Below are 20,579 nucleotides of genomic sequence, written 5' to 3' on the forward strand. Positions count from 1 at the left end.
CGGCAGTTCCCCAGCTGCTGCCGCGCACTCCGTGCTTGCCCTCGGCATCATGGCCCGGTCACAAAGTCCAATGTCGGTGGTCTCTGATTGAATTAACCTCATGAACAGTTCGTCCATCGCCTTCACCGAGGCTCCCGCATTCGACGCCCCGCGCGTCGACTCGCTGGGTGCTCAGTTCGATGCGGCGATTCAGGATGTTCGGGCCGCCGATGCTCAGATCGCCGCCGCCGAGGCGCTCCGCGTGCGCTACCTTGCCCGGGTGGCCGAGCTGGCCGAGCAGATGTCGCGCGCCGACGGCAGCGCGGCAACTGCCGCCGGCCGGGAGTGGGCCCACCGCCGCCTTGTCGTCGAAGTGGCCTGCGCGACCAAGCGCAGCGAACGCACGACCGCCCGCCTGATCGACGATGCCGAGCACCTCGTGACCGAGCTCTCACTGACCCTCGCGCGGCTTTCGTCGGGTGCCATCTCGTACGCCCACGCCAAGTCGCTGGTGGCCCACGCCCTCACGATTCCCGTGGATGCTCGGGCCTCCTTCGAGCGCGAGGTGCTCCCCCACGCCGAGTCGCTCCCCGCCCACCGCTTCGACGACCGCGCCCGCCGCCTGCGGGAGCGCCTGCACCCCGAGTCGATCGCCACGCGCACCCGCGCCGCCCTCGAGGAGCGGCACGTAGCGGTCACGCCCGAGTGTGACGGCATGGCGACGATCCTTTATCACCTCCCCGCGGTCGACGCCCTCGCGATCGACGACCTGATCGATCGCGTGGCCCGAGCCGCCCGCTCCGACGACGACGGCCGCACCCACGCCCAGCGCCGTTGCGACGCCCTCACCGACCTCGTCCTCGCCCGCGGCGACCGCCCGTCGCTGATCCCCACGGTGCTCGTCACCATCGCGGCCTCGACCCTCGACGGCTCCCCCGCCTCCCTCCACGGCTACGGCCCCATCGACCCTCACACCGCCCGCCGCCTGGCGAGCCTGGCTCCCACCCTTCTCCATGCCGCGGCGCCCACCACCGCCCGCAGCACCGGAAGCTGCAGCGCAAGCAGCACCGGCGGCGCCGCCACCACGATCGTCACGCGGCACCGCCGCCGGAGCACCGGGTCCGACGGGGCGGGCGGAGCGACGAACATCGCCCCCACCCTCCACTCCGTCTCCCCCACGCACCCCTCCGCCGGCCCGGACGCACAGAATGCCGAACACCGTTACAGCGCCTCCCCGGTGGTGCGCACCGTGCTCACCCTGCTCGACGAGACCTGCCGCTTCCCGGGCTGCGGCCGCCGAGCCGACCGCTGCGAACTCGATCACACCCACGCCTGGAGCGAGGGCGGCCGCACCACCCCCGACAACCTCGCGCACCTCTGCTCCCGCCACCACCACCTCAAGCACGAGGGCGGCTGGCACGTCACCCCCTCCCGCGACGGCACCCGCACGCTCCACTGGACGAGCCCCCGCGGCGCCACCTACACGACGACCCCCGAACTCCACTCCCTCACGGCGGAAGCCCCCGACCCACCCCCACACTGACACCCCCGCCAGACCACGCCAGCCCGCGGTCTTCCCCAGCGCCCCGCTGCACCTCGGCGCCCCGCTGCACCCCAGCGCGTCGTCGCGCCTGAAACCACGAACGGCCCCACCTCTTCCGAGGCAGGGCCATTCGCACCGGGTGCGCCGGAGGAGCTAGTCCTCCTCGATCACCTTCGGCTTCACGTAGGGGTCCTCGTCGCCGGCGTACTGCGCCTTCTTCGCCAGGCCCTCGACCTCGGCGTCACGAGCGCGCGCCTGAGCGAGCAGATCGTCGAGCACCTTCGCGTTCTCCGGCAGCGCATCCGCGATGAACTCCAGCGACGGAGTCAGGCGAGCCGTGATGTTCTTGCCGACCTCGCTGCGCAGCATGCCGGTCGCCGACTTCAGAGCCGCGGCCGAATCGGCCCGCTCCTGGTCGTCGCCGTAGACCGTGTAGAAGATCGACGCGTGCTGCAGGTCACCCGTCACCCGCACATCCGTGATGGTGACGAACCCGAGCCGCGGGTCTTTGATGCCCTTCTCGAGGCGCTTCGCCACGATGACCTTGATGCGGTCCGCCATCTTGGCGGCACGAGCCGGATCGGCCATGATCATCCCTCTCTCTGAATCGTAGACCTCTGAATACGGGATCTCTGTATATGGGAGGAGGAGTGATGCGAACATGCCGCACCACTCCTCCGTCAGCTCACGCTGCTCCAGCCGAGGCTAGACGCGCGGCTTCTCCTTCATCTCGATCGTCTCGATCTCGTCGCCGATCTGGATGTCGTTGAACTTGCCGAGACCGATACCGGCCTCGAAGTCCGTACGAACCTCGGTGACGTCGTCCTTGAATCGACGCAGCGACTCGATGGCCAGGTTGTCCCCGACCACGACACCCTCGCGGATGACACGCGCCTTGGCGTTTCGCGTGATCGTTCCCGACCGCACGATGACACCGGCGATGTTGCCGAACTTCGAGGAGCGGAAGATCTCGCGGATCTCCGCGACACCCGACTGCACCTCTTCGAACTCCGGCTTCAGCATGCCCTTCAGCGACGACTCGATGTCGTCGAGCGCGTTGTAGATGACCGAGTAGAACCGGATGTCCACACCCTCGCGAGCGGCGCGCTCGCGCGCCTTCGTGTCGGGACGCACGTTGAAGCCGATGATGATGGCGTTGTCGACCGTGGCGAGGTTGACGTCGCTCTCGGTGACCGCACCCACACCGCGGTGGATGATGCGCAGCTGAACGCTGTCGTCGACCTCGATCTTGAGCAGCGACTCCTCGAGTGCCTCGACCGCACCGGAGACGTCACCCTTGATGATGAGGTTGAGCGCTTCGACCTTGCCCTCTTCGAGTGCACGGGTGAAGTCCTCGAGCGAGATGCGCTTGCGGGCCTTGGCCAGCGAGGCGTTGCGCTCGGCGGCTTCACGCTTCTCAGCGATCTGACGGGCCGTGCGGTCCTCCTCGGTGACGAGGAAGGTGTCACCGGCTCGCGGAACACTGGAGAGGCCCTGGACCTGCACCGGACGCGACGGGGTCGCCTCGGTGACGGTCTCGCCGTTCTCGTCGACCATCGCACGGACGCGGCCGTAGGCCGTTCCCGCCACGATCGCGTCGCCGACCCGGAGGGTTCCGGACTGGATGAGCACGGTCGCGACCGCACCACGGCCCTTGTCGAGCTTGGCTTCGATCGCCACGCCACGCGCATCCTTGTTCGGGTTGGCCCGCAGGTCGAGACCGGCGTCGGCGGTGAGGAGCACTGCGTCGAGCAGGTCCTGGATACCGATGTCGTTGCGCGCCGACACGTCGACGAACATGACGTCTCCGCCGTACTCCTCGGCGACCAGGTTGTACTCGGTCAGCTGCTGGCGCACCTTGGCCGGGTTGGCGTCGGGCTTGTCGATCTTGTTGACCGCGACCACGATCGGCACGTTGGCCGCCTGGGCGTGGTTCAGCGCCTCGATCGTCTGCGGCATGATGCCGTCGTCAGCCGCCACCACGAGGATCGCGATGTCGGTGACCTGGGCACCACGAGCACGCATGGCGGTGAACGCCTCGTGACCGGGGGTGTCGATGAAGGTGATCGGACGCTCGATGCCCTCGTGCTCGGTGACCACCTGGTACGCACCGATGTGCTGGGTGATGCCACCGGCCTCGCCCGCCACGACGTTCGCGTTGCGGATGGCGTCGAGCAGTCGCGTCTTACCGTGGTCGACGTGACCCATGACGGTGACGACCGGGGGACGGATCTCCAGGTCTTCGTCGGTCTCGTCTTCCAGCTCCTGGTCGAGGTCGATGTCGAAGCCCTCGAGAAGCTCGCGGTCCTCCTCCTCCGGCGACACGATCATGATCTTGTAGCCGAGCTCTTCACCGAGCACCTGGAAGGTGGCCTCGTCGAGCGACTCGGTCGCCGTCGCCATCTCACCGAGGTGGAACAGCACGGTCACCAGGTTGCCCGGGCTCGCGTCGATCTTGTCGGCGAAGTCGGTGATCGAGGCACCACGACGCAGGCGGACGACGGTGTTGCCGTCTCCGCGGGGGACGCTGACGCCACCCAGCGACGGGGCTTCGCGCAGCTCGAACTCGGCCCTCTTCGTCCGCTTGGACTTGCGGGCCTTGCTCTTGCCGCCACCGCGACCGAACGCACCGGCGGTTCCACCACCGGGGCCACGGCCACGACCGCCGGCACCCGGACGCGGCGCGAAGCCACCGGGGGCGCCACCGGGACGGAACCCGGGCGAGCCGGGAGCCGGACGAGCGCCGCCACCCTGGGGAGCGCCGGGGCGGAAGCCCGCACCGGTGCCGGGGCGCTGGAAGCCCGTGGGGCGAGGAGCACCCGGACGGGGCGAACCGGGACGCGGAGCGCTCGGACGAGGAGCACCGGGACGCGGGATGGCGCCACCGGCGCCACCACCCGAACCGCTGCGACCCATGCCCTGCTGGCTGGCGAAGGGGTTGTTGCCCGGGCGCGGTGCGCCGGGACGCTGCATGCCCTGCTGGCTGGCGAACGGGTTGTTGCCGGGGCGCGGGATGCCGGGACGCGGTCCACCGGGGCGGGGCGCAGCGGAGTCACCGGAGGCAGCGGGGGCGGCCGGAGCCGCAGGAGTCGCCGAGCCGGACGCCGTGGGGGCGTCGGTCGAGGACTTCGGTGCCGGAGCGGCCGCGGAGGGCGCAGCCGGGGCAGCGGCGGCCGGAGTCGCCGGAGCGGCAGCGGCGGCGCGCTCGGCCGGAGCCGAAGCAGGTGCGGCGGCCGAAGCAGGTGCGGCCGGAGCAGCGGGCGCGGCGGGTGCCGGCGTCGAGCTGCGGCCGGCCGAGGGGCCGGGAGCCGGAGCGCCGGGACGAGCGCCACCGGGGCGGGGCCCGGACGACGACGACTTCGGTGCAGCCGAGGACGAACCGGCAGCCGGAGCGGACGAGCCGCCGGAAGCGGCGCCGGCGCCGGCCTTGATCAGTGCCTCTTTGAGGCGACGAGCCACGGGAGGCTCGATGCTCGACGAGGGGCCCTTGACGAACTGACCCATCTCCTTGAGCGTCGCAAGGGCGACCTTGCTGTCGACACCGAGCTCGGCGGCGACTTCATGTACACGTGGTTTTGCAGCCACAATTCTCCTGTCTGGATGGCCCACCCAGACAGGGCAGGCCGTTAGTAGCGGACGGGTCTCATTTCGAGCCGCTCATCAGTTGTCACTCATGGTTCACGGTGCCGTTCAGCCTGTTCTCTAATGTTGTCGTCTCGAGTGTTCCGTCCACCCGGAGCGCACGCCCGAAAACGCGACGCGTGACCGCGAGGTGGAAGCACGCGAGTGTCGGATGCAACCATGCGCCTCGCCCGGGAAGTGTGGCCGTCTCATCGACGACCAGAGCTTGTCCAACAGGAACGACGTTCCTGGCGACGACCCTCAGCAAAGAGGACCGTGAGGCGCGCGCACGACATCCGACGCACGTTCTAACGGGTTCCATGGTACTCCATATTCCCGGAGCGGCCGTCGGGGCCCGCTCCGGACGTGCGCCGATCAGTCGCCGTCGAGGATGCTGTCGGGCTGGATGTCGATCTTCGCGCCCGTGAGCTTCGCGGCGAGTCGGGCGTTCTGACCCTCCTTGCCGATGGCCAGCGAGAGCTGGTAGTCGGGCACCAGGGCGCGCACGGCCTTGGTGGCCTGATCGATCACGAAGGCGCTCGAGACCTTGGCAGGCGAGAGCGCGTTGGCGACGAAGGTCGGCAGGTCTTCCGAGTAGTCGACGATGTCGATCTTCTCGGCACCGAGCTCGGACGTGACGGCCCGGACACGCTGGCCCAGCTCACCGATGCAGGCGCCCTTGGCGTTCACACCGGGCTCCGTGGCCCGCACCGCGATCTTCGTGCGGTGGCCGGCCTCGCGGGCGAGCGAGACGATCTCCACGACGCCCGAAGCGATCTCGGGCACCTCGAGGGCGAAGAGCTTGCGTACGAGCGACGGGTGCGTGCGCGAGACGGTGATCGACGGACCCTTCGGCCCCTTGGCGACGCTCGTGACGTACACGCGGATGCGCGAGCCGTGCGCGTAGACCTCGCCCGGCACCTGCTCCTCGGGGGGCATGATGGCCTCGATCGTGCCGAGGTCGACGTGGATCATCCGCGGGTTGGGGCCCTGCTGGATGACGCCCGCGACGATGTCGCCCTCACGGCCCTTGAACTCGCCGAGCACCTTGTCGTCGCCGATGTCGCGCAGCCGCTGGTTGATGACCTGTTTGGCGGCGAAGGCGGCGATGCGGCCGAAGTCGCTCGGGTTCTCCTCGGCCTCGCCGATGAGCACGCCGTCCTCGTCGAGCTCGGGCACGAAGATGCCGATGTGACCCGTCTTGCGGTCGAGGTGCACGCGCGCCGAGTCGGTGCCGTCCTCGGTGGTCGCCGGGCGGTCGGTGTGCTTGAGGAATGCGGTCAGGATCGCCTGCTCGATGATTCCCACGAGTTCCTCGAAGGGAATCTCTCGTTCACGCTCCAAGAGGCGTAAGACGCTGAGGTCGATGTCCACTTCCGGCCTCCTCTGTTCAGATCTGTCGCCGCCGATGTCTCCGGCGGTCAAACGGAAAGACTACCCGAAGCTCGCGGCGACGTCATCCAGCGCGACCTGGGTGCGCTCCCCCGTCGCCCGATCCCACAGCTCGACGACGCCCTCGGCGACCCCGCGGCCGACGATCACGATGCGCGGAACGCCGATCAGCTCGGCGTCGCCGAACTTCACGCCGGGGCTCACCTTGGGGCGGTCGTCGAAGAGCACGTCGAGGCCCTTCGCCTCGAGGTCGGCGACGACCGACTCGGCCGCCTGGTAGATCTCGGCGTCCCGCCCCGTCGCGATTACGTGCACGTCGAAGGGGGCGACCGACGGCGGCCAGATGAGGCCCTTCTCGTCGTTGTTCAGCTCCGCGATGATGGCGAGGATGCGCGTGACGCCGATCCCGTAGGAGCCCATCGTCACCGTGACGAGCTTGCCGTTCTCGTCGAGCACCTTGAGGCCCAGCGCCTCGGCGTACTTGCGGCCGAGCTGGAAGACGTGGCCGATCTCCATGCCGCGGGCGAGCTCCACCGGCCCCGACCCGTCGGGAGCGGGGTCGCCCGGCCGCACCTCGGCCACCTCGACGGTGCCGTCGGCGGTGAAGTCGCGCCCGGCCACGAGGCCGAACACATGCTTGCCGTGCACGTTCGCGCCGGTGATCCAGCCGCTGCCGTCGACCACCCGGGGGTCGACGAGGTAGCGGATACCCGTGCTCGACTCCTCGCCGAGCACCGCACCCTCGGGCGTCCAGGGCCCGATGTAGCCCTTGACCAGGCCGGGGTTCTTGGCGAAGTCGGCCTCCGTGGCCGCCTCGACCTCGGCGGGTGCGAAGGCGACTTCGGCGCGCTTGAGGTCGACCTCGCGGTCACCGGGGAGACCGACGACGACGACCTCGCGGGTGCCGTCGAGGTTCACGAGGGCGAGCACGACGTTCTTCAGCGTGTCGGCCGCCGTCCACGACCGGCCGTCGGGCCGGGGGTGCGAAGCGTTGGCCGCGTCGACGAGCGTCTGGATGGTGGGCGTCTCGGGGGTGTCGTGCACCTCGGCCGGGGTGAGGCCCTCGAACGAGCGCGGCTCGGGTGCGAGCGTGGTGAACGCCTCGACGTTGGCCGCGTAGCCGCCGGCCGAGCGCACGAAGGTGTCTTCACCGACGGGCGTGGGGTGCAGGAACTCCTCACTCTTCGAGCCGCCCATGGCGCCCGCGTCGGCCTTCACGATCACGTACTCGAGGCCGAGGCGCGTGAAGATGCGCTCGTAGGCGTCGCGCTGGGCCTGGTAGCTCGTGTCGAGCCCGGCGTCGGTGTAGTCGAACGAGTACGCGTCTTTCATCGTGAACTCGCGGCCGCGCAGGAGGCCGGCTCGGGGCCGGGCCTCGTCGCGGTACTTGTCCTGGATCTGGTAGATCGACAGCGGAAGGTCTTTGTAGCTGTTGTAGAGGTCTTTCACGAGCAGGGTGAAGACCTCCTCGTGCGTGGGCGCGAGCACGTAGCCCGCGTCCTTGCGGTCGGAGAGCCGGAACATGCCGGGACCGTACTCGGTGTAGCGGCCGGTGACCTCGTAGGGCTCCTTGGGCAACAGCGCGGGGAAGTGCACCTCGAAGGCGCCGGCGGCCTCCATCTCCTCGCGGATGATCGCCTCGATCTTCGCCTTCACCCGGAGGCCCAGCGGCAGCCAGGCGAAGATGCCCGGCGCCTGGCGTCGGATGTAGCCGGCGCGCACGAGCAGCACATGGCTCGCGACCTCAGCGTCGGAGGGCGATTCCCGCAGCGTGCGGAGGAAGTAGTTGGACAGGCGAGTAGGCACGCACCCACTCTAGCCAGCCCCGCCGACGCGCTCACATCGGCCACCGCAGCTGTGCACAACTCCCGTTATCCCTCCTCCACAGAGCGACGGATGCTCGTCCCTCTCCACAGATCACCGCCCCACACCTCGGCGGCCGACGAGGGCGCCCTACCCTCACGGCATGGACACTCTGATTCAGCTGCGGGCTGCCGCGCCGTTCCTGCAGCGCTGCACGACCCCGATCGGCCGGGTCGAGGTCGTGAGCGACGGCGAGGCCGTCACCCGTGTCGCGCTCGAGGCGGCCGGGGCGCTGCCGCACGACGGGCTCGTCTTCGATTCCGACACGGTCGCCGACGAGGCGATCGCGCAGCTGCTCGACTACTTCGAGGGCAGTCGGCAGCGGTTCACGGTGCCTCTCGCGCATCGCGGCACGCCGTTCCAGGTAGCAGTGTGGCAGGAGCTCGCCGCGCTCGGCTGGGGCGAGCCCACCGACTACGGGGCCATCGCCCGGGCGGTCGGCAAAGCCGGGGCCGGGCGCGCGGTCGGCGGGGCCGTGGCGCTGAACCCGACGCCACTGCTCGTCGGCTGCCATCGCGTGCTCTCGGTGGCGGGGCGCATCACCGGCTGGAGCCACGGCGAGGGCGTCCCGACCAAGGCGTGGCTGCTCGCGCACGAGTCCATCGCCTTCGCGGCGGGCTGACGGCGATGACTGTGTCCAGGCCTCCAAGGCCAGCTTCAGACCCCGAGAGCGAGTTCAGACCTCCAGCACCAGCTCGCCCGAGGGCGCGAGCGAGAGACGATGACCGGTCGCGCTCCCCCACGCGATCAGCTCGTCCACCTCCGCGAAGTCGGTGCCGTGCTGCACGAGTGCACGCACGAGCTCGCCCTTGCCCTTCTTGTTGAAGTGGTTCAGGGCGCGCGTGACGCCATCGGGGCCCTCGCTGACCACGCGCAGGAAGTGGCCGCGGGTGACCGCCGCGGGCACGGGGCCGAGGTGCACGTAGGCCTCCGAGCGCAGGTCGAGCACGAGCTCGTCGCGGTGGGCCAGCAGCGCCTTCGAGATCGGTGCGCCCCAGGTGGCCTTCAGGCTGTCGCCCTCGAGTCGCGAGTCGTGCGAGAGACGGTAGGCCGGCACCGGGTCCCCGGCGCCGACGAGGCCGAACAGCGCCGAGTGGATGCGCACGTGCTGGGCGGCGAACGAGCGGGCGGAGGCGTCGAGCGAGGGCGCGTCGAAGGCCTCGTAGAGCACACCCGTGTAGCGGTCCATCGCGGGCAAGGTGGGTGAGATCGTCAGGGCACGGTTGCGCTCCACCTCGGAGGCGAGCTTCGGGCCGAGCTTCAGGCGCTTGAGCGACTCCTCGCGGTCGCGGCTGAGCTGCTTCAGGCGGCGCACGGTGGCGCGGCGGGTCGGGGTGAGGCCCGGGTGCGACAGGGCGGCGAGATCGAGCGGAGGGCCGTCTCCCCCGTCGTGCTTGGTCTCCGAGGGCGGGAGCAGGACGAGCATCCGGAGCCTTTCTGCACACGAAGCGCGCGGGAATGCCGAAGACCGCCGGCCCCGGCTCACGAGGAGCGGGGACGACGGCCTTCGGAGGGTGACTACTTGATCAGCTCGGCGTCGCGGGCGACGATCGTGACGGTGTCGTTCTCGACCGAGAGGAACCCGTCGTCGGCACGCGCCACGAGGCGCTCTCCGCTCGTCGCGTTCACGCGCACCTCACCGGCGGCGAGGATCGCGAGCATCGGCTCGTGACCGGCCAGGATGCCGATCTCGCCCTCGACGGTCTTGGCGACGACCATCGAGGCCTCACCGGCCCAGATCTGCTGGTCTGCCGAAACGACGCTGACGTTCAGGGGTCGGGCCATGATCAGCCGTTCTCCTTCTGGATCTGAGCCCACTTCTCCTCGACGTCGGTGATGGGGCCGACGTTGAAGAACGCCTGCTCCGCCACGTGGTCGAACTCGCCCTTGGTGATCGCGTCGAACGACTCGATCGTGTCCTTCAGCGGAACCGTGGAACCCTCGACACCGGTGAACTTCTTCGCCATATAGGTGTTCTGCGAGAGGAACTGCTGGATGCGACGGGCCCGCGACACGGTGATCTTGTCTTCCTCGGAGAGCTCGTCGACACCGAGGATCGCGATGATCTCCTGCAGCTCCTTGTTCTTCTGCAGGATCTGCTTCACGTTGGTCGCGACACGGTAGTGGTCGGCGCCCAAGTAACGCGGGTCCATGATGCGCGAGGTCGAGGTGAGCGGGTCGATGGCCGGGTACAGGCCCTTCGACGCGATCTCCCGCGAGAGCTCGGTGGTGGCGTCGAGGTGGGCGAACGTGGTCGCCGGAGCCGGGTCGGTGTAGTCGTCGGCCGGCACGTAGATCGCCTGCAGCGAGGTGATCGAGTGACCGCGCGTCGAGGTGATGCGCTCCTGGAGCACACCCATCTCGTCGGCGAGGTTCGGCTGGTAGCCCACCGCGGAGGGCATGCGGCCGAGCAGCGTCGACACCTCGGAGCCCGCCTGCGTGAAGCGGAAGATGTTGTCGATGAACAGCAGCACGTCCTGGTTCTGCACGTCGCGGAAGTACTCCGCCATCGTCAGCGCCGACAGGGCGACGCGGAGACGCGTTCCCGGCGGCTCGTCCATCTGGCCGAAGACGAGGGCGGTCTTGTCGAAGACGCCCGCCTCCTCCATCTCGGCGATGAGGTCGTTGCCCTCACGGGTGCGCTCACCGACACCGGCGAACACCGACACACCACCGTGGTCCTGGGCGACACGCTGGATCATCTCCTGGATGAGGACCGTCTTGCCGACGCCCGCACCACCGAAGAGTCCGATCTTTCCACCCAGCACGTAGGGGGTCAGGAGGTCGATCGACTTGATGCCGGTCTCGAAGAGCGAGGTCTTCGACTCCAGCTGGTCGAAGGCCGGGGGCTTGCGGTGGATGGGCCAGCGCTCGGTGATCTCGATCTTCTCGCCGGGGGCTGCGTTCAGCACCTCACCGATCACATTGAAGACCTTGCCCTTGGTGACGTCGCCGACGGGAACCGAGATGGCGGCACCGGTGTCGCGCACCTCCTGGCCGCGGACGAGACCGTCGGTCGGGTTCAGGGCGATGGCGCGCACCAGGTCGTCGCCGAGGTGCTGAGCGACCTCGAGCGTGATCTCGGCGCGGTGCTCGCCGATGACGATCGTCGTCTTGAGGGCGTTGTAGACCTCGGGGATGGAGTCGTGCGGGAACTCGATGTCGACCACCGGACCCGTGACGCGTGCGACGCGGCCGACTCCCTGCGGAGTCTCCTCCGCCTTGGTCGGCGCGATGACAGTGTCAGTCATTGTGCTCTCTTTTCTCTGTGTCTACTTGGCTCTGTGACTACTGGCGGAGGCCGGGTCGCTTACTTGGCCGAGGCCAAGGCGTCGGCCCCGCCGACGATTTCGGAAATCTGCTGCGTGATCTCGGACTGGCGGGCGTTGTTGGCCAGACGCGTGAAGTCGCGGATCAGGTTGTCGGCGTTGTCGGAGGCCGACTTCATGGCCTTCTGACGTGCGGCGTGCTCGGCGGCGGCCGACTGCAGCATCGCGTTGAAGATACGGCTCTCGACGTAGATCGGGAGCAGGGCATCCAGCACGGTGGCCGCGTCGGGCTCGAACTCGTACAGCGGGTAGACCTCGTTCGAGGGCTCGACGGGGGCTTCGCCCTCGACGATCTCGAGCGGGAGCAGACGCACGACCTCGGGAACCTGGCTGACCATGCTCACGAAGCGGTTGTAGACGAGGTGGATCTCGTCGACCCCGCCCTCCTGGTCGTCGAGGTTGTAGGCCTCGACCACCGCGTCGGCGATCTCTTTAGCGGTCTCGAACTGGGGCTGGTCGGTTCCACCCGTCCAGGCCTTCACGCTCGCACGCTTGCGGAAGCTGAAGTAGCCCACCGCCTTGCGGCCGACGAGGTAGAAGACGACGTTCTTGCCCTCGCTCCGCAGGAGCTCGGCCAGCTGCTCCGCCTCCTTCAGGATCGAGGAGGAGAAGGCACCGGCGAGACCGCGGTCGGAGGTGAAGACCACCACGGCGGCGGTGTCGAGCTTCTCCCGCTCGCTGGTCAGCGGGTGGTCGACGTTGGAGTACGTCGCCACCGCCGACACCGCTCGCGTGATGGCGCGGGAGTACGGGGCCGAGGCGGCCACGCGCTGCTGCGCCTTCTGGATGCGCGAGGCGGAGATCAGCTCCATGGCCCTCGTGATCTTCTTGGTCGTCTGGGCCGATTTGATCCTCGACCGATAGACCCTGAGCTGAGCGCCCATGCTTAGCGGCGACCCTTCACGATCTTCTCCTGGCCGACGTCGGCCTTGTCGGTCGCCTGGAACTGCTCCTTGCCCACCGAGGCGAGCGGCTTGCCCTCACCCGTCTGGAACTCGAGCTTGAACTGGTCGACCGCCTTGTCCAGCGCCGCGACGGTGTCGTCGTCAAGCTTGTTGGTCTCGCGGAGCGTGGTGAGGATGTCGGTCGTGCGACCGACGAACTCGAGCAGCTCGGCCTCGAAGCGGAGGATGTCCTCGACCGGGACCTCGTCCAGCTTGCCCTTGGTGCCGGCCCAGATCGAGACGACCTGCTGCTCGACGGGGAACGGCGAGTACTGCGGCTGCTTGAGCAGCTCGGTGAGACGGGCGCCTCGGGCGAGCTGACGGCGCGACGCGGCGTCGAGGTCGGACGCGAACATCGCGAAGGCCTCGAGCGAGCGGTACTGGGCGAGCTCGAGCTTCAGCGTTCCGGAGACCGACTTGATCGACTTGACCTGGGCGTCGCCACCCACTCGCGAGACCGAGATGCCGACGTCGACAGCGGGGCGCTGGTTGGCGTTGAACAGGTCGGACTGCAGGAAGATCTGGCCGTCGGTGATCGAGATCACGTTGGTCGGGATGTACGCCGAGACGTCGTTCGCCTTGGTCTCGATGATCGGCAGACCGGTCATCGAGCCGGCGCCCAGCTCGTCGGACAGCTTCGCGCAGCGCTCGAGCAGACGCGAGTGCAGGTAGAAGACGTCACCGGGGTACGCCTCGCGTCCCGGCGGACGGCGCAGCAGCAGCGACACGGCGCGGTAGGCCTCGGCCTGCTTGGACAGGTCGTCGAAGATGATCAGGACGTGCTTGCCGCCGTACATCCAGTGCTGGCCGATGGCCGAGCCGGTGTAGGGCGCCAGGTACTTGAAGCCCGCGGGGTCGGAGGCCGGCGACGCGACGATGGTGGTGTACTCCATCGCTCCGGCGTCTTCGAGGGCACCGCGCACCGAGGCGATGGTCGAGCCCTTCTGGCCGATCGCGACATAGATGCAGCGGACCTGCTTGTTGACGTCGCCGGAGTCCCAGTTGGCCTTCTGGTTGATGATCGTGTCGATCGCGATGGCCGTCTTGCCGGTCTGGCGGTCGCCGATGATCAGCTGGCGCTGGCCGCGGCCGATCGGGATCATGGCGTCGATGGCCTTGATACCGGTCTGCATGGGCTCGTGCACGCTCTTGCGGGACATGACGCCCGGCGCCTGGAGCTCGAGCTCGCGGCGGCCCTCGGCGACGATCTCGCCGAGACCGTCGATCGGGTTGCCGAGCGGGTCGACGACGCGGCCGAGGTAGTTGTCGCCCACGGGGACCGAGAGCACCTCACCCGTGCGGGTGACTTCCTGGCCCTCTTCGATGCCGGTGAACTCACCGAGCACGATGACACCGATCTCGTCCTCGTCGAGGTTCTGGGCGAGGCCCAGCGTGCCGTCGGAGAAGCGGATCAGCTCGTTGGCCATCACACCGGGGAGGCCCTCGACGTGCGCGATGCCGTCGGCGGCGTCGATGACGTAGCCGACCTCGGTCGTCGAGGCCTTGCCGGGCTCGTAGGCGGCGACGAAGTCTTTGAGAGCGTCGCGGATCTCATCGGGGCGGATCGTAAGTTCAGCCATCGTTTTCCCTTTTCTGATGGGGTATGCCCCCAGTGTGTTCCTGTGCCCTCTGATTAGCCAGCGAGCTGAAGTCTCAAATCGTTGATGCGCGTCGCGACGCTCCCGTCGATGACGTCGTCACCGATCTGGATGCGGACACCGCCCACCACCGTGGGGTCGATCACCTGGTTGATCCGCACCGGCACGCGATAGCTGCCGGTGAGGGCCTTCTCGAGCCGGGCGATGCGGTCGGAGCTCAGCGGAGTCGCGACGGTCACCGTCGCCACCCGCGAACCGGCCTCGTCGGCCACGATCGTGGAGGCGTAGCGGATGAGTTCGCCGATGCGCCGGCCGCGCGGCTGGGTGACCAGCTGACGGACGATCGCGACGGTCTGCTCCGAGGCACGCCCGCCGAGCAGACGCTCGACGAGGCCGCGCTTCTGCTCCGTGGAGCCGAGCTTCGACCCGAGTGCGAGCTCGAGCGACGAGTCGCTCGTCACCGCGCGGGCGAACTCGAACAGCTCGCGGTCGATCGACATCGACGAGGGCGCCGAGAAGGCCACGGCACGGATGCCGAGCTCCTCGATGCCCGCGAGGAGGTCGTTCTTCGACGACCAGCGGCTGGCGACCACGGTGTCGAGCAGGTCGACCGTGGTCGCGCTGTAGCCGGTGCCGAACAGGCGGCGCACGAGCGCCGCCTTGGCCGCCGGCTCCACTCCGGGGTCGGAGAGGGCTGCCAGCAGGTGCGACGAATCTCCGATGATCCGACCAGCGGCGAAGAGCTCTTCTCCCGTGGCCAGATCGACCGCGCCGGCCACGCTCGACAGACGAGCGGTGGCGCCGGCGAGGGCTTCTCTGGTCGCGCTACCCATGGTGCTACTTCTTTCCCGAGGTGTCGGCCTCGAGGTCGGCGAGGAAGCGGTCGACCAGGGCCGTCGCCTTCGCGTCGTCGGAGAGGGACTCGCCCACGACACCCGATGCGAGGTCGATGGCCAGCGAGCCGACCTCCGAGCGCAGGGACACGAGGGCCGCCTGACGGTCGGCCTCGATCGCGACCTGGGCGTTCGCCTTGGTGCGCTCGGCCTCGTTCTGAGCCTGAGCGGTGACCTCGGCGCCGATGCGCTGGGCGTCGACACGGGCCTGCTCACGGATCTTCGCGGCCTCGGCGCGTGCCTCGGCCAGCTGGGCGGTGTACTGCTGGAGGGCAGCCTCCGCCTCGCGCTGGGCCTCGTCGGCCTTCTCCATGTTTCCCTCGATCGCGGCGGACCGCTCGTCGAGGAGCTTCTTCATGCGCGGAAGCACGAGCCTCCAGAAGAAGAAGAGGATGACGACGAAGCACACGGCCGACCAGATGATGTCATATGGCGCCGGGATGAGCGGGTTCGTGCCTTCTTCGCCAGCAGCCAGAATTGCGTTCAGCATTCCAGCCTCCTTATCGATCGAAGATGGGCTACTAGGAGGTGAAGATGAAGTACGTCGCGATACCGATGAACGCGAGCGCCTCGGTGAACGCGATACCGATGTACATCAGCACCTGGAGACGGCCGGCGAGCTCGGGCTGGCGGGCGACGCCTTCGATGGTCTTGCCGACCACGATGCCCACGCCGATGGCGGGGCCGATGGCGGCGAGGCCGTAGCCCATGGTCGCGACGTTGCCGGTGACCTCAGCGAGGATCGATACATCTGCCACGTTGTGTTCCCTTTCGTGATGGTGGTTCGGGCGGACGCCTGAACCGCTTAGTGTTCCTCAGCCAGCGCGAGCTGGATGTAGACAGTGGTGAGAAGAGCGAAGACGTAGGCCTGCAGCACGGCGACCAGCACCTCGAAGAGGGTGAAGACGAAGCCGAAGGCCAGCGTGCCGACGCCGAACAGCGAGTAGAAGAAGTTCGTCTGCGTCGCTGTGAAGAAGAAGAACTGCGTGGCCGAGAAGAACAGCACCAGGAGCAGGTGGCCGACGACCATGTTCATCAGGAGTCGGAGCGTCAGCGTCACCGGGCGGAGGATGAAGGTCGAGACCAGCTCGATCGGCGTCACGATGATGTAGAGCGCCTTCGGCACGCCGGGCGGGAACAGCGCGTTCTTGAAGAAGGCACCGGGGTGCTTCTTGATGCCCGCGTAGATGAAGGCGAACCACGCGACGACCGCGAGCACCAGCGGAACACCGATCACCGACGTTCCGGCGATGTTCAGGAACGGGATGATGCCCGTGATGTTCATGAACAGCACCATGAAGAAGATCGTGGTGATCAGCGGCAGGAAGCGACGACCGTCCTTCTTGCCGAGGAGGTCTTCGGCGATGTTGACCCGAGCGAAGTCGAGCCCCATCTCGACGATGGACTGGAAGCGGCCGGGCACCACCTTCATGCGCCGGGTTCCGAGCCAGAAGATCAGCACGATCGCCAGCACCGCGAGGAAGCGGATCAGGATGATGCGGTTGATCTCGAACGGAGTGTCGGCGAAGAAGATGACTTCGGGGAAGAACTCTTCGATGGACGGGCCGTGGAAACCACCGTCATCGGAGGTTGCCATGGGGGCTAGCAGGTGCACAGCGTTAGCTATCAGCGCTATCTCCTGTTCGGGGCGTGGAACTGTTCATAGTTCTCGCGACGACGAGCGGGTGGGAGGGGTGCTGCAGAGAGAATGCGAAGGCATTGTCCCGCGGCGGAACGATCTTGACAACCCTATCAAGAGTTAGGGCATCCTGACGAATCGTGAAGCCCTTCACTGCCCACCGGGAAGCCGCACGTCGGAGGCGTAGGGCATCCGGCTGCGTGCCACGACGACCACGTCGACCACGAGGGTGCCGATCACGGCGACGACGATGCTGAGGAACAGCACGACGTCGTTGGTGAAGTCCGCGCCGCGCAGCAGCACCACCAGCACGATGAACAGGGCGAACTTGACGATCCACGAGCCGAGCACGATCACGAAGAACAGCGTCGTGAACAGCGGTGACGCGGCGAAGCGGTTGGCCACCAGGATGCTCGCCGCGGTGATGCCCGCGAACACCAGCACCATCACCGTGCCGATGAGGGCGCTGATCGCCCCCGTCCAGCCGTCGACGAGGTAGCCGACCACTCCCCCGACGACGGCGATGACCAGGGCGAGCACCGCATCCCACTTGAGGATCGTCGAGAACACCCCCGTCGAGGACGGCGTCGGGTAGTTGCCCCGCGGAGCGGGAGCGGGTGCGGGTTCGTTGACGGTCACGGGGTGGACTCCTTGATGTCGTCGGCGGCCGCGTCGAGCGGGTCGTCGCCGGCTTTGGCACGGGCTTCGAGGGTGCCCGCGTCGGCGGACTGGGCGGCGAACTCGCGCCGCTTGGCGCGGCTGAGGGGCGACAGCGTCAGCACCGTGCAGACCGCGATGCCGAGACCGAGCACGATGAAGGCGGGCCAGTACGGATCGAGCACGAAGAAGAGCAGGCAGCCGATCGAGATGACGGCCGTCCAGGCGTAGAAGATCAGCACGGCCTGCAAGTGGCTGTGGCCCATGTCGAGCAGGCGGTGGTGCAGGTGCTTGCGGTCGGCGCTGAACGGGCTCTTGCCCGCCCGCAGCCGACGGATCACCGCGAGGCTGAAGTCGAGCAGCGGGATGATCAGGATGGCGAACGGCAGCAGGATCGGGATGAACGCCGGCAGCAGCTCCGAACGGCCGAGCTGCGCGGGGTCGACCTGGCCGGTGACGGCGATGGCGCTGGTGGCCATCAGGAGGCCGACGAGCAGTGCGCCGGCGTCGCCCATGAACAGCTTCGCCGGGTGGAAGTTCAGCGGCAGGAAGCCGGCGCAGGCGCCGATCAGCACCGCGGTGATGAGCGAGGCGAGGTTGAAGTAGTCCGTCGGCGACGTCTCCTGGGCGAGGAGGTAGCTGTAGAGGAAGAACACTCCGTTCGCGATGAGCGCTACGCCAGCCACGAGCCCGTCGAGACCGTCGATGAAGTTGATCGCGTTCATCACCAGCACGACCGCGAGGATCGTGATGATCAGCGACATCGCCGGCGACCCGATGCCGCGGGTGTCACCGATCGGCAGCGAGAGGATCTGCACGCCCTGCCAGGCCAGGAGCCCGGCGGCGAGGATCTGGCCGGCCAGCTTGGTGAGCCAGTCGAGGTCCCAGATGTCGTCGGCGACGCCGATGACCACGATGATCAGAGCGGCGCCGAGGATGGCCCAGACCTTGCCGGGCTCGGCGAACACCAGCCGGAACCAGCTGATCTGCGAGGCGACCCCGATGGCGACGACGACACCGAGGAACATCGCGATGCCGCCGAGCCGCGGCGTGGGACGCGTGTGCACGTCGCGCTCGCGGATCTTCGGGTACAGCCGGTAGCGGTGGCTGAGCTTGTAGATGACCCAGGTCAGGCCGAAGGTGACGACGGCGGAGACGAGGGCGACGAGGAGGTAGAACCGCACGTCAGGCGCCGGGCCCTGACGTGCTGGCTCCTGGGCTGCCGGGCGCGGGGGTGCCGGAAGCCGCGTCGCCCGGAGCCGGCAGGAGCAGCTCGCCGACGACCTCGCGCAGCCGCTCCTCGGAGACGGCCCCGTGGCGCACGACGCGGAGCGTGCCGTCGGGGCGCGTGGCGTCGACGATGGTGGAGGCCACCGCATCCGCCCGCTCTCCCCCGTCGAGGTAGACCGTGACGCTGTCGCCGAGCATGTCGAGCGCCTGATGCGCCGTGGCGGCTGCCGGCTGCCCGGTGAGGTTCGCGCTCGAGACCGCGAGGGGGCCGGTGTCGGCGAGCAACTCGAGGGCGATCGGGTCGTTCGGCATGCGCAGCGCAACGGTGCCGCCGGTCTCGCCGAGATCCCAGGCGAGGGAGGGGGTCGCTCGCAGGATGAGCGTGAGGCCCCCTGGCCAGAAGGCGTCGACGAGGTCGCGCGCCGAGGCCGGGATGCCGACCGCGAGGGCGTCGAGCGTCGGCGAACCCGGGATGAGCACGGGCGGGGGCGACTGGCGGGTGCGACCCTTGGCGTCGAGCAGTCGTTGCACCGCACGCGGCTGGAACGCGTCGGCGGCCAGCCCGTACACCGTGTCGGTGGGGATGACGGCGAGCTCGCCACGCGCGATCGCGGCGCGGGCGAGTCGCATGCCGCTCAGCAGCTCGGTGGACACGGAGCAGTCGTAAAGGGAAGCCATTGCAGCACCAATGATAGCTGGGTCGCCCGGAAGGGCCCGGGAGGCGCTCAGCGCTTGGGAACGCGCCCGCGGCCGAAGATCAGCCAGAGGATCGAGCCGAGGATCGACAGGAAGAACGCCACCAGGATCCAGATGAACTTGCCGAGCCCGCCGTGGTTGGGGTTCTTGACGATCGAGACGACCGTCACGATGAAGACGATCAGGCCGACGATGCCGAATGTGAAGCTGATGGGTTCCATGCTGGAATTCTAGGGGTGCCGGCTCGGGGGTGCCGGCTCATTGGTGCCGGCTCAGGGGGTGCCGACTCAGCGGATGCCGGTGGTCGCCCGGTCGCGCCCCGTGAGGTCGCGGTGGGTGGCCACGGCCCGCCAGCCGTCGCCGCTGAGCAGCGCGCGCATCTCGGCCCCCTGCAGGTCGCCGTGCTCGATCACGAGGCTGCCGCCCGGGCGGAGCAGGCGCTTCGCCGTCGCGGAGACATCGCGCACCACGTCGAGTCCGTCGACTCCGCCGTAGAGCGCGTGCTCGGGGTCGTGCAGGCGCACCTCGGGGTCGCGCGGGATCGCGCCGACCGGGATGTAGGGCGGATTGGAGGCCACCACGTCGACGGTTCCATCGAGCTCGGGCAGCGCATCCACCAGATCGATGAAGACGATGCGGGCGTTCTCGGCGCCCACCGAGCGCAGGTTCTGCTTCGCCCAGACGAAGGCGGCCGTCGAGTTCTCGACCGCCACGACCTCGGCGTGCGGCACCTCGGTGGCCAGCGACAGGGCGATGGCCCCGCTGCCCGTGCCCAGGTCGACGGCGAGCGGATGCGCGCCCTCCGCGGGAACCACGGCGCGCAGGGCGTCGATCGCCAGCTGCGCCACGAACTCGGTCTCGGGGCGGGGCACGAAGACCCCGGGGCCGACCGCGAGCTCGAGCGAGCGGAACCACGCGACCCCGGTGATGTGCTGCAGCGGCTCGCGGGCCGCGCGGCGCTCGACCGCCTCGGCGATCGCGACGGTGTCCTCGGCGCCGAGGGCCGCATCGGTCACCACGAGCGACTGGACGCGGCCGCGCGAGGCGCCGAGCACGTGCCCGATCAGGAGTTCCGCGTCGACCTCCGGGTCGGTGACCCCGCTGGCGCGCAGGATCGCGCTCGAGCGCTCGAAGATCGAGCGCACGGTGGCGGGGGCGCCGGTCGCGGTGTCGATGAGGGTCATCCTGCGATGGT

21 protein-coding genes are annotated in these 20,579 nt (G+C 68.6%); 2 read left to right on the forward strand and 19 right to left on the reverse strand.

Going from position 1 to position 20,579, the window contains the following annotated elements; translation table 11 throughout:
• The first annotated feature begins 100 nt into the window (after positions 1-100).
• Positions 101-1,522, forward strand: a complete 1,422-nt coding sequence (locus tag BJ984_RS14085) for an HNH endonuclease signature motif containing protein (RefSeq protein ID WP_179548538.1) — start codon at positions 101-103, stop codon at positions 1,520-1,522.
• Positions 1,523-1,675: 153 nt separating this feature from the next.
• Here the strand turns inward: BJ984_RS14085 and rbfA are convergent, their stop codons facing one another.
• The 5 genes from rbfA to BJ984_RS14110 all read right to left on the reverse strand — a co-directional run bounded on the left by rbfA (position 1,676) and on the right by BJ984_RS14110 (position 8,341).
• Positions 1,676-2,110 carry a 30S ribosome-binding factor RbfA gene (rbfA, locus tag BJ984_RS14090; RefSeq protein WP_179548539.1) on the reverse strand — a complete coding sequence of 145 codons (435 nt, stop codon included), beginning with the start codon at positions 2,108-2,110 and terminating at the stop codon, positions 1,676-1,678.
• 117 nt (positions 2,111-2,227) lie between these two features.
• Positions 2,228-5,107 (reverse strand): translation initiation factor IF-2, encoded by a 2,880-nt coding sequence (gene infB, locus BJ984_RS14095; RefSeq protein ID WP_179548540.1) that lies wholly within the window; start codon positions 5,105-5,107, stop codon positions 2,228-2,230.
• Between the two features lie 82 nt (positions 5,108-5,189).
• Positions 5,190-5,465: a YlxR family protein gene (locus tag BJ984_RS14100; protein ID WP_179548541.1), complete on the reverse strand. Its 276-nt coding sequence runs from the start codon at positions 5,463-5,465 to the stop codon at positions 5,190-5,192.
• A gap of 53 nt (positions 5,466-5,518) precedes the next feature.
• Positions 5,519-6,517, reverse strand: a complete 999-nt coding sequence (gene nusA / locus BJ984_RS14105) for a transcription termination factor NusA (protein ID WP_179548542.1) — start codon at positions 6,515-6,517, stop codon at positions 5,519-5,521.
• Positions 6,518-6,577: 60 nt separating this feature from the next.
• The gene (locus BJ984_RS14110) at positions 6,578-8,341 is read right to left on the reverse strand and encodes a proline--tRNA ligase (protein ID WP_179548543.1); all 1,764 of its coding nucleotides are present in this window, start codon (positions 8,339-8,341) and stop codon (positions 6,578-6,580) included.
• A gap of 160 nt (positions 8,342-8,501) precedes the next feature.
• Between BJ984_RS14110 and BJ984_RS14115 the strand changes: the two genes are divergently transcribed.
• Positions 8,502-9,020 (forward strand): methylated-DNA--[protein]-cysteine S-methyltransferase, encoded by a 519-nt coding sequence (locus BJ984_RS14115; protein ID WP_246306470.1) that lies wholly within the window; start codon positions 8,502-8,504, stop codon positions 9,018-9,020.
• 54 nt (positions 9,021-9,074) lie between these two features.
• Here BJ984_RS14115 and BJ984_RS14120 read toward each other — a convergent pair whose 3' ends face one another.
• The 14 genes from BJ984_RS14120 to prmC all read right to left on the reverse strand — a co-directional run bounded on the left by BJ984_RS14120 (position 9,075) and on the right by prmC (position 20,568).
• Entirely contained in the window at positions 9,075-9,824 is a 750-nt protein-coding gene (locus BJ984_RS14120; protein WP_179548544.1) for a YaaA family protein, read from the reverse strand.
• Between the two features lie 92 nt (positions 9,825-9,916).
• Positions 9,917-10,183, reverse strand: coding sequence for a F0F1 ATP synthase subunit epsilon (locus BJ984_RS14125; protein ID WP_179548545.1), 267 nt, complete (start codon positions 10,181-10,183; stop codon positions 9,917-9,919).
• A 2-nt stretch (positions 10,184-10,185) separates the two neighbouring features.
• Entirely contained in the window at positions 10,186-11,649 is a 1,464-nt protein-coding gene (atpD, locus tag BJ984_RS14130; protein WP_173181198.1) for a F0F1 ATP synthase subunit beta, read from the reverse strand.
• 59 nt (positions 11,650-11,708) lie between these two features.
• Positions 11,709-12,611, reverse strand: a complete 903-nt coding sequence (locus BJ984_RS14135) for a F0F1 ATP synthase subunit gamma (RefSeq protein WP_179548546.1) — start codon at positions 12,609-12,611, stop codon at positions 11,709-11,711.
• A gap of 2 nt (positions 12,612-12,613) precedes the next feature.
• Positions 12,614-14,251, reverse strand: coding sequence for a F0F1 ATP synthase subunit alpha (gene atpA / locus BJ984_RS14140; RefSeq protein WP_179548547.1), 1,638 nt, complete (start codon positions 14,249-14,251; stop codon positions 12,614-12,616).
• A 53-nt stretch (positions 14,252-14,304) separates the two neighbouring features.
• A complete protein-coding gene (locus BJ984_RS14145; protein ID WP_179548548.1) occupies positions 14,305-15,102 on the reverse strand; it encodes a F0F1 ATP synthase subunit delta in 798 nt (265 codons plus the stop codon).
• Positions 15,103-15,106: 4 nt separating this feature from the next.
• On the reverse strand, positions 15,107-15,652 hold the full coding sequence (locus BJ984_RS14150) for a F0F1 ATP synthase subunit B (protein ID WP_173181202.1): 546 nt from the start codon (positions 15,650-15,652) through the stop codon (positions 15,107-15,109).
• Positions 15,653-15,683: 31 nt separating this feature from the next.
• The gene (gene atpE, locus BJ984_RS14155; RefSeq protein ID WP_173181709.1) at positions 15,684-15,872 is read right to left on the reverse strand and encodes an ATP synthase F0 subunit C; all 189 of its coding nucleotides are present in this window, start codon (positions 15,870-15,872) and stop codon (positions 15,684-15,686) included.
• 95 nt (positions 15,873-15,967) lie between these two features.
• Positions 15,968-16,759 (reverse strand): F0F1 ATP synthase subunit A, encoded by a 792-nt coding sequence (atpB, locus tag BJ984_RS14160; protein WP_179548549.1) that lies wholly within the window; start codon positions 16,757-16,759, stop codon positions 15,968-15,970.
• A gap of 192 nt (positions 16,760-16,951) precedes the next feature.
• A complete protein-coding gene (locus BJ984_RS14165; RefSeq protein ID WP_179548550.1) occupies positions 16,952-17,440 on the reverse strand; it encodes a Cg1360 family ATP-synthase-associated protein in 489 nt (162 codons plus the stop codon).
• Positions 17,437-18,642: an MraY family glycosyltransferase gene (locus tag BJ984_RS14170; RefSeq protein WP_173181205.1), complete on the reverse strand. Its 1,206-nt coding sequence runs from the start codon at positions 18,640-18,642 to the stop codon at positions 17,437-17,439. The genes BJ984_RS14165 and BJ984_RS14170 overlap by 4 nt, the downstream gene beginning before the upstream one ends.
• Before the next feature lies 1 nt (position 18,643).
• On the reverse strand, positions 18,644-19,366 hold the full coding sequence (locus BJ984_RS14175) for an L-threonylcarbamoyladenylate synthase (RefSeq protein WP_179548551.1): 723 nt from the start codon (positions 19,364-19,366) through the stop codon (positions 18,644-18,646).
• A gap of 47 nt (positions 19,367-19,413) precedes the next feature.
• Positions 19,414-19,605, reverse strand: a complete 192-nt coding sequence (locus BJ984_RS14180; RefSeq protein ID WP_173181207.1) for a PLDc N-terminal domain-containing protein — start codon at positions 19,603-19,605, stop codon at positions 19,414-19,416.
• A 66-nt stretch (positions 19,606-19,671) separates the two neighbouring features.
• Positions 19,672-20,568: a peptide chain release factor N(5)-glutamine methyltransferase gene (gene prmC / locus BJ984_RS14185; protein ID WP_179548552.1), complete on the reverse strand. Its 897-nt coding sequence runs from the start codon at positions 20,566-20,568 to the stop codon at positions 19,672-19,674.
• Positions 20,569-20,579 lie beyond the last annotated feature (11 nt).

It is taken from the genome of Herbiconiux flava (genome assembly GCF_013409865.1).
In the GTDB taxonomy this organism is placed as follows: Bacteria; Actinomycetota; Actinomycetes; order Actinomycetales; family Microbacteriaceae; genus Herbiconiux; species Herbiconiux flava.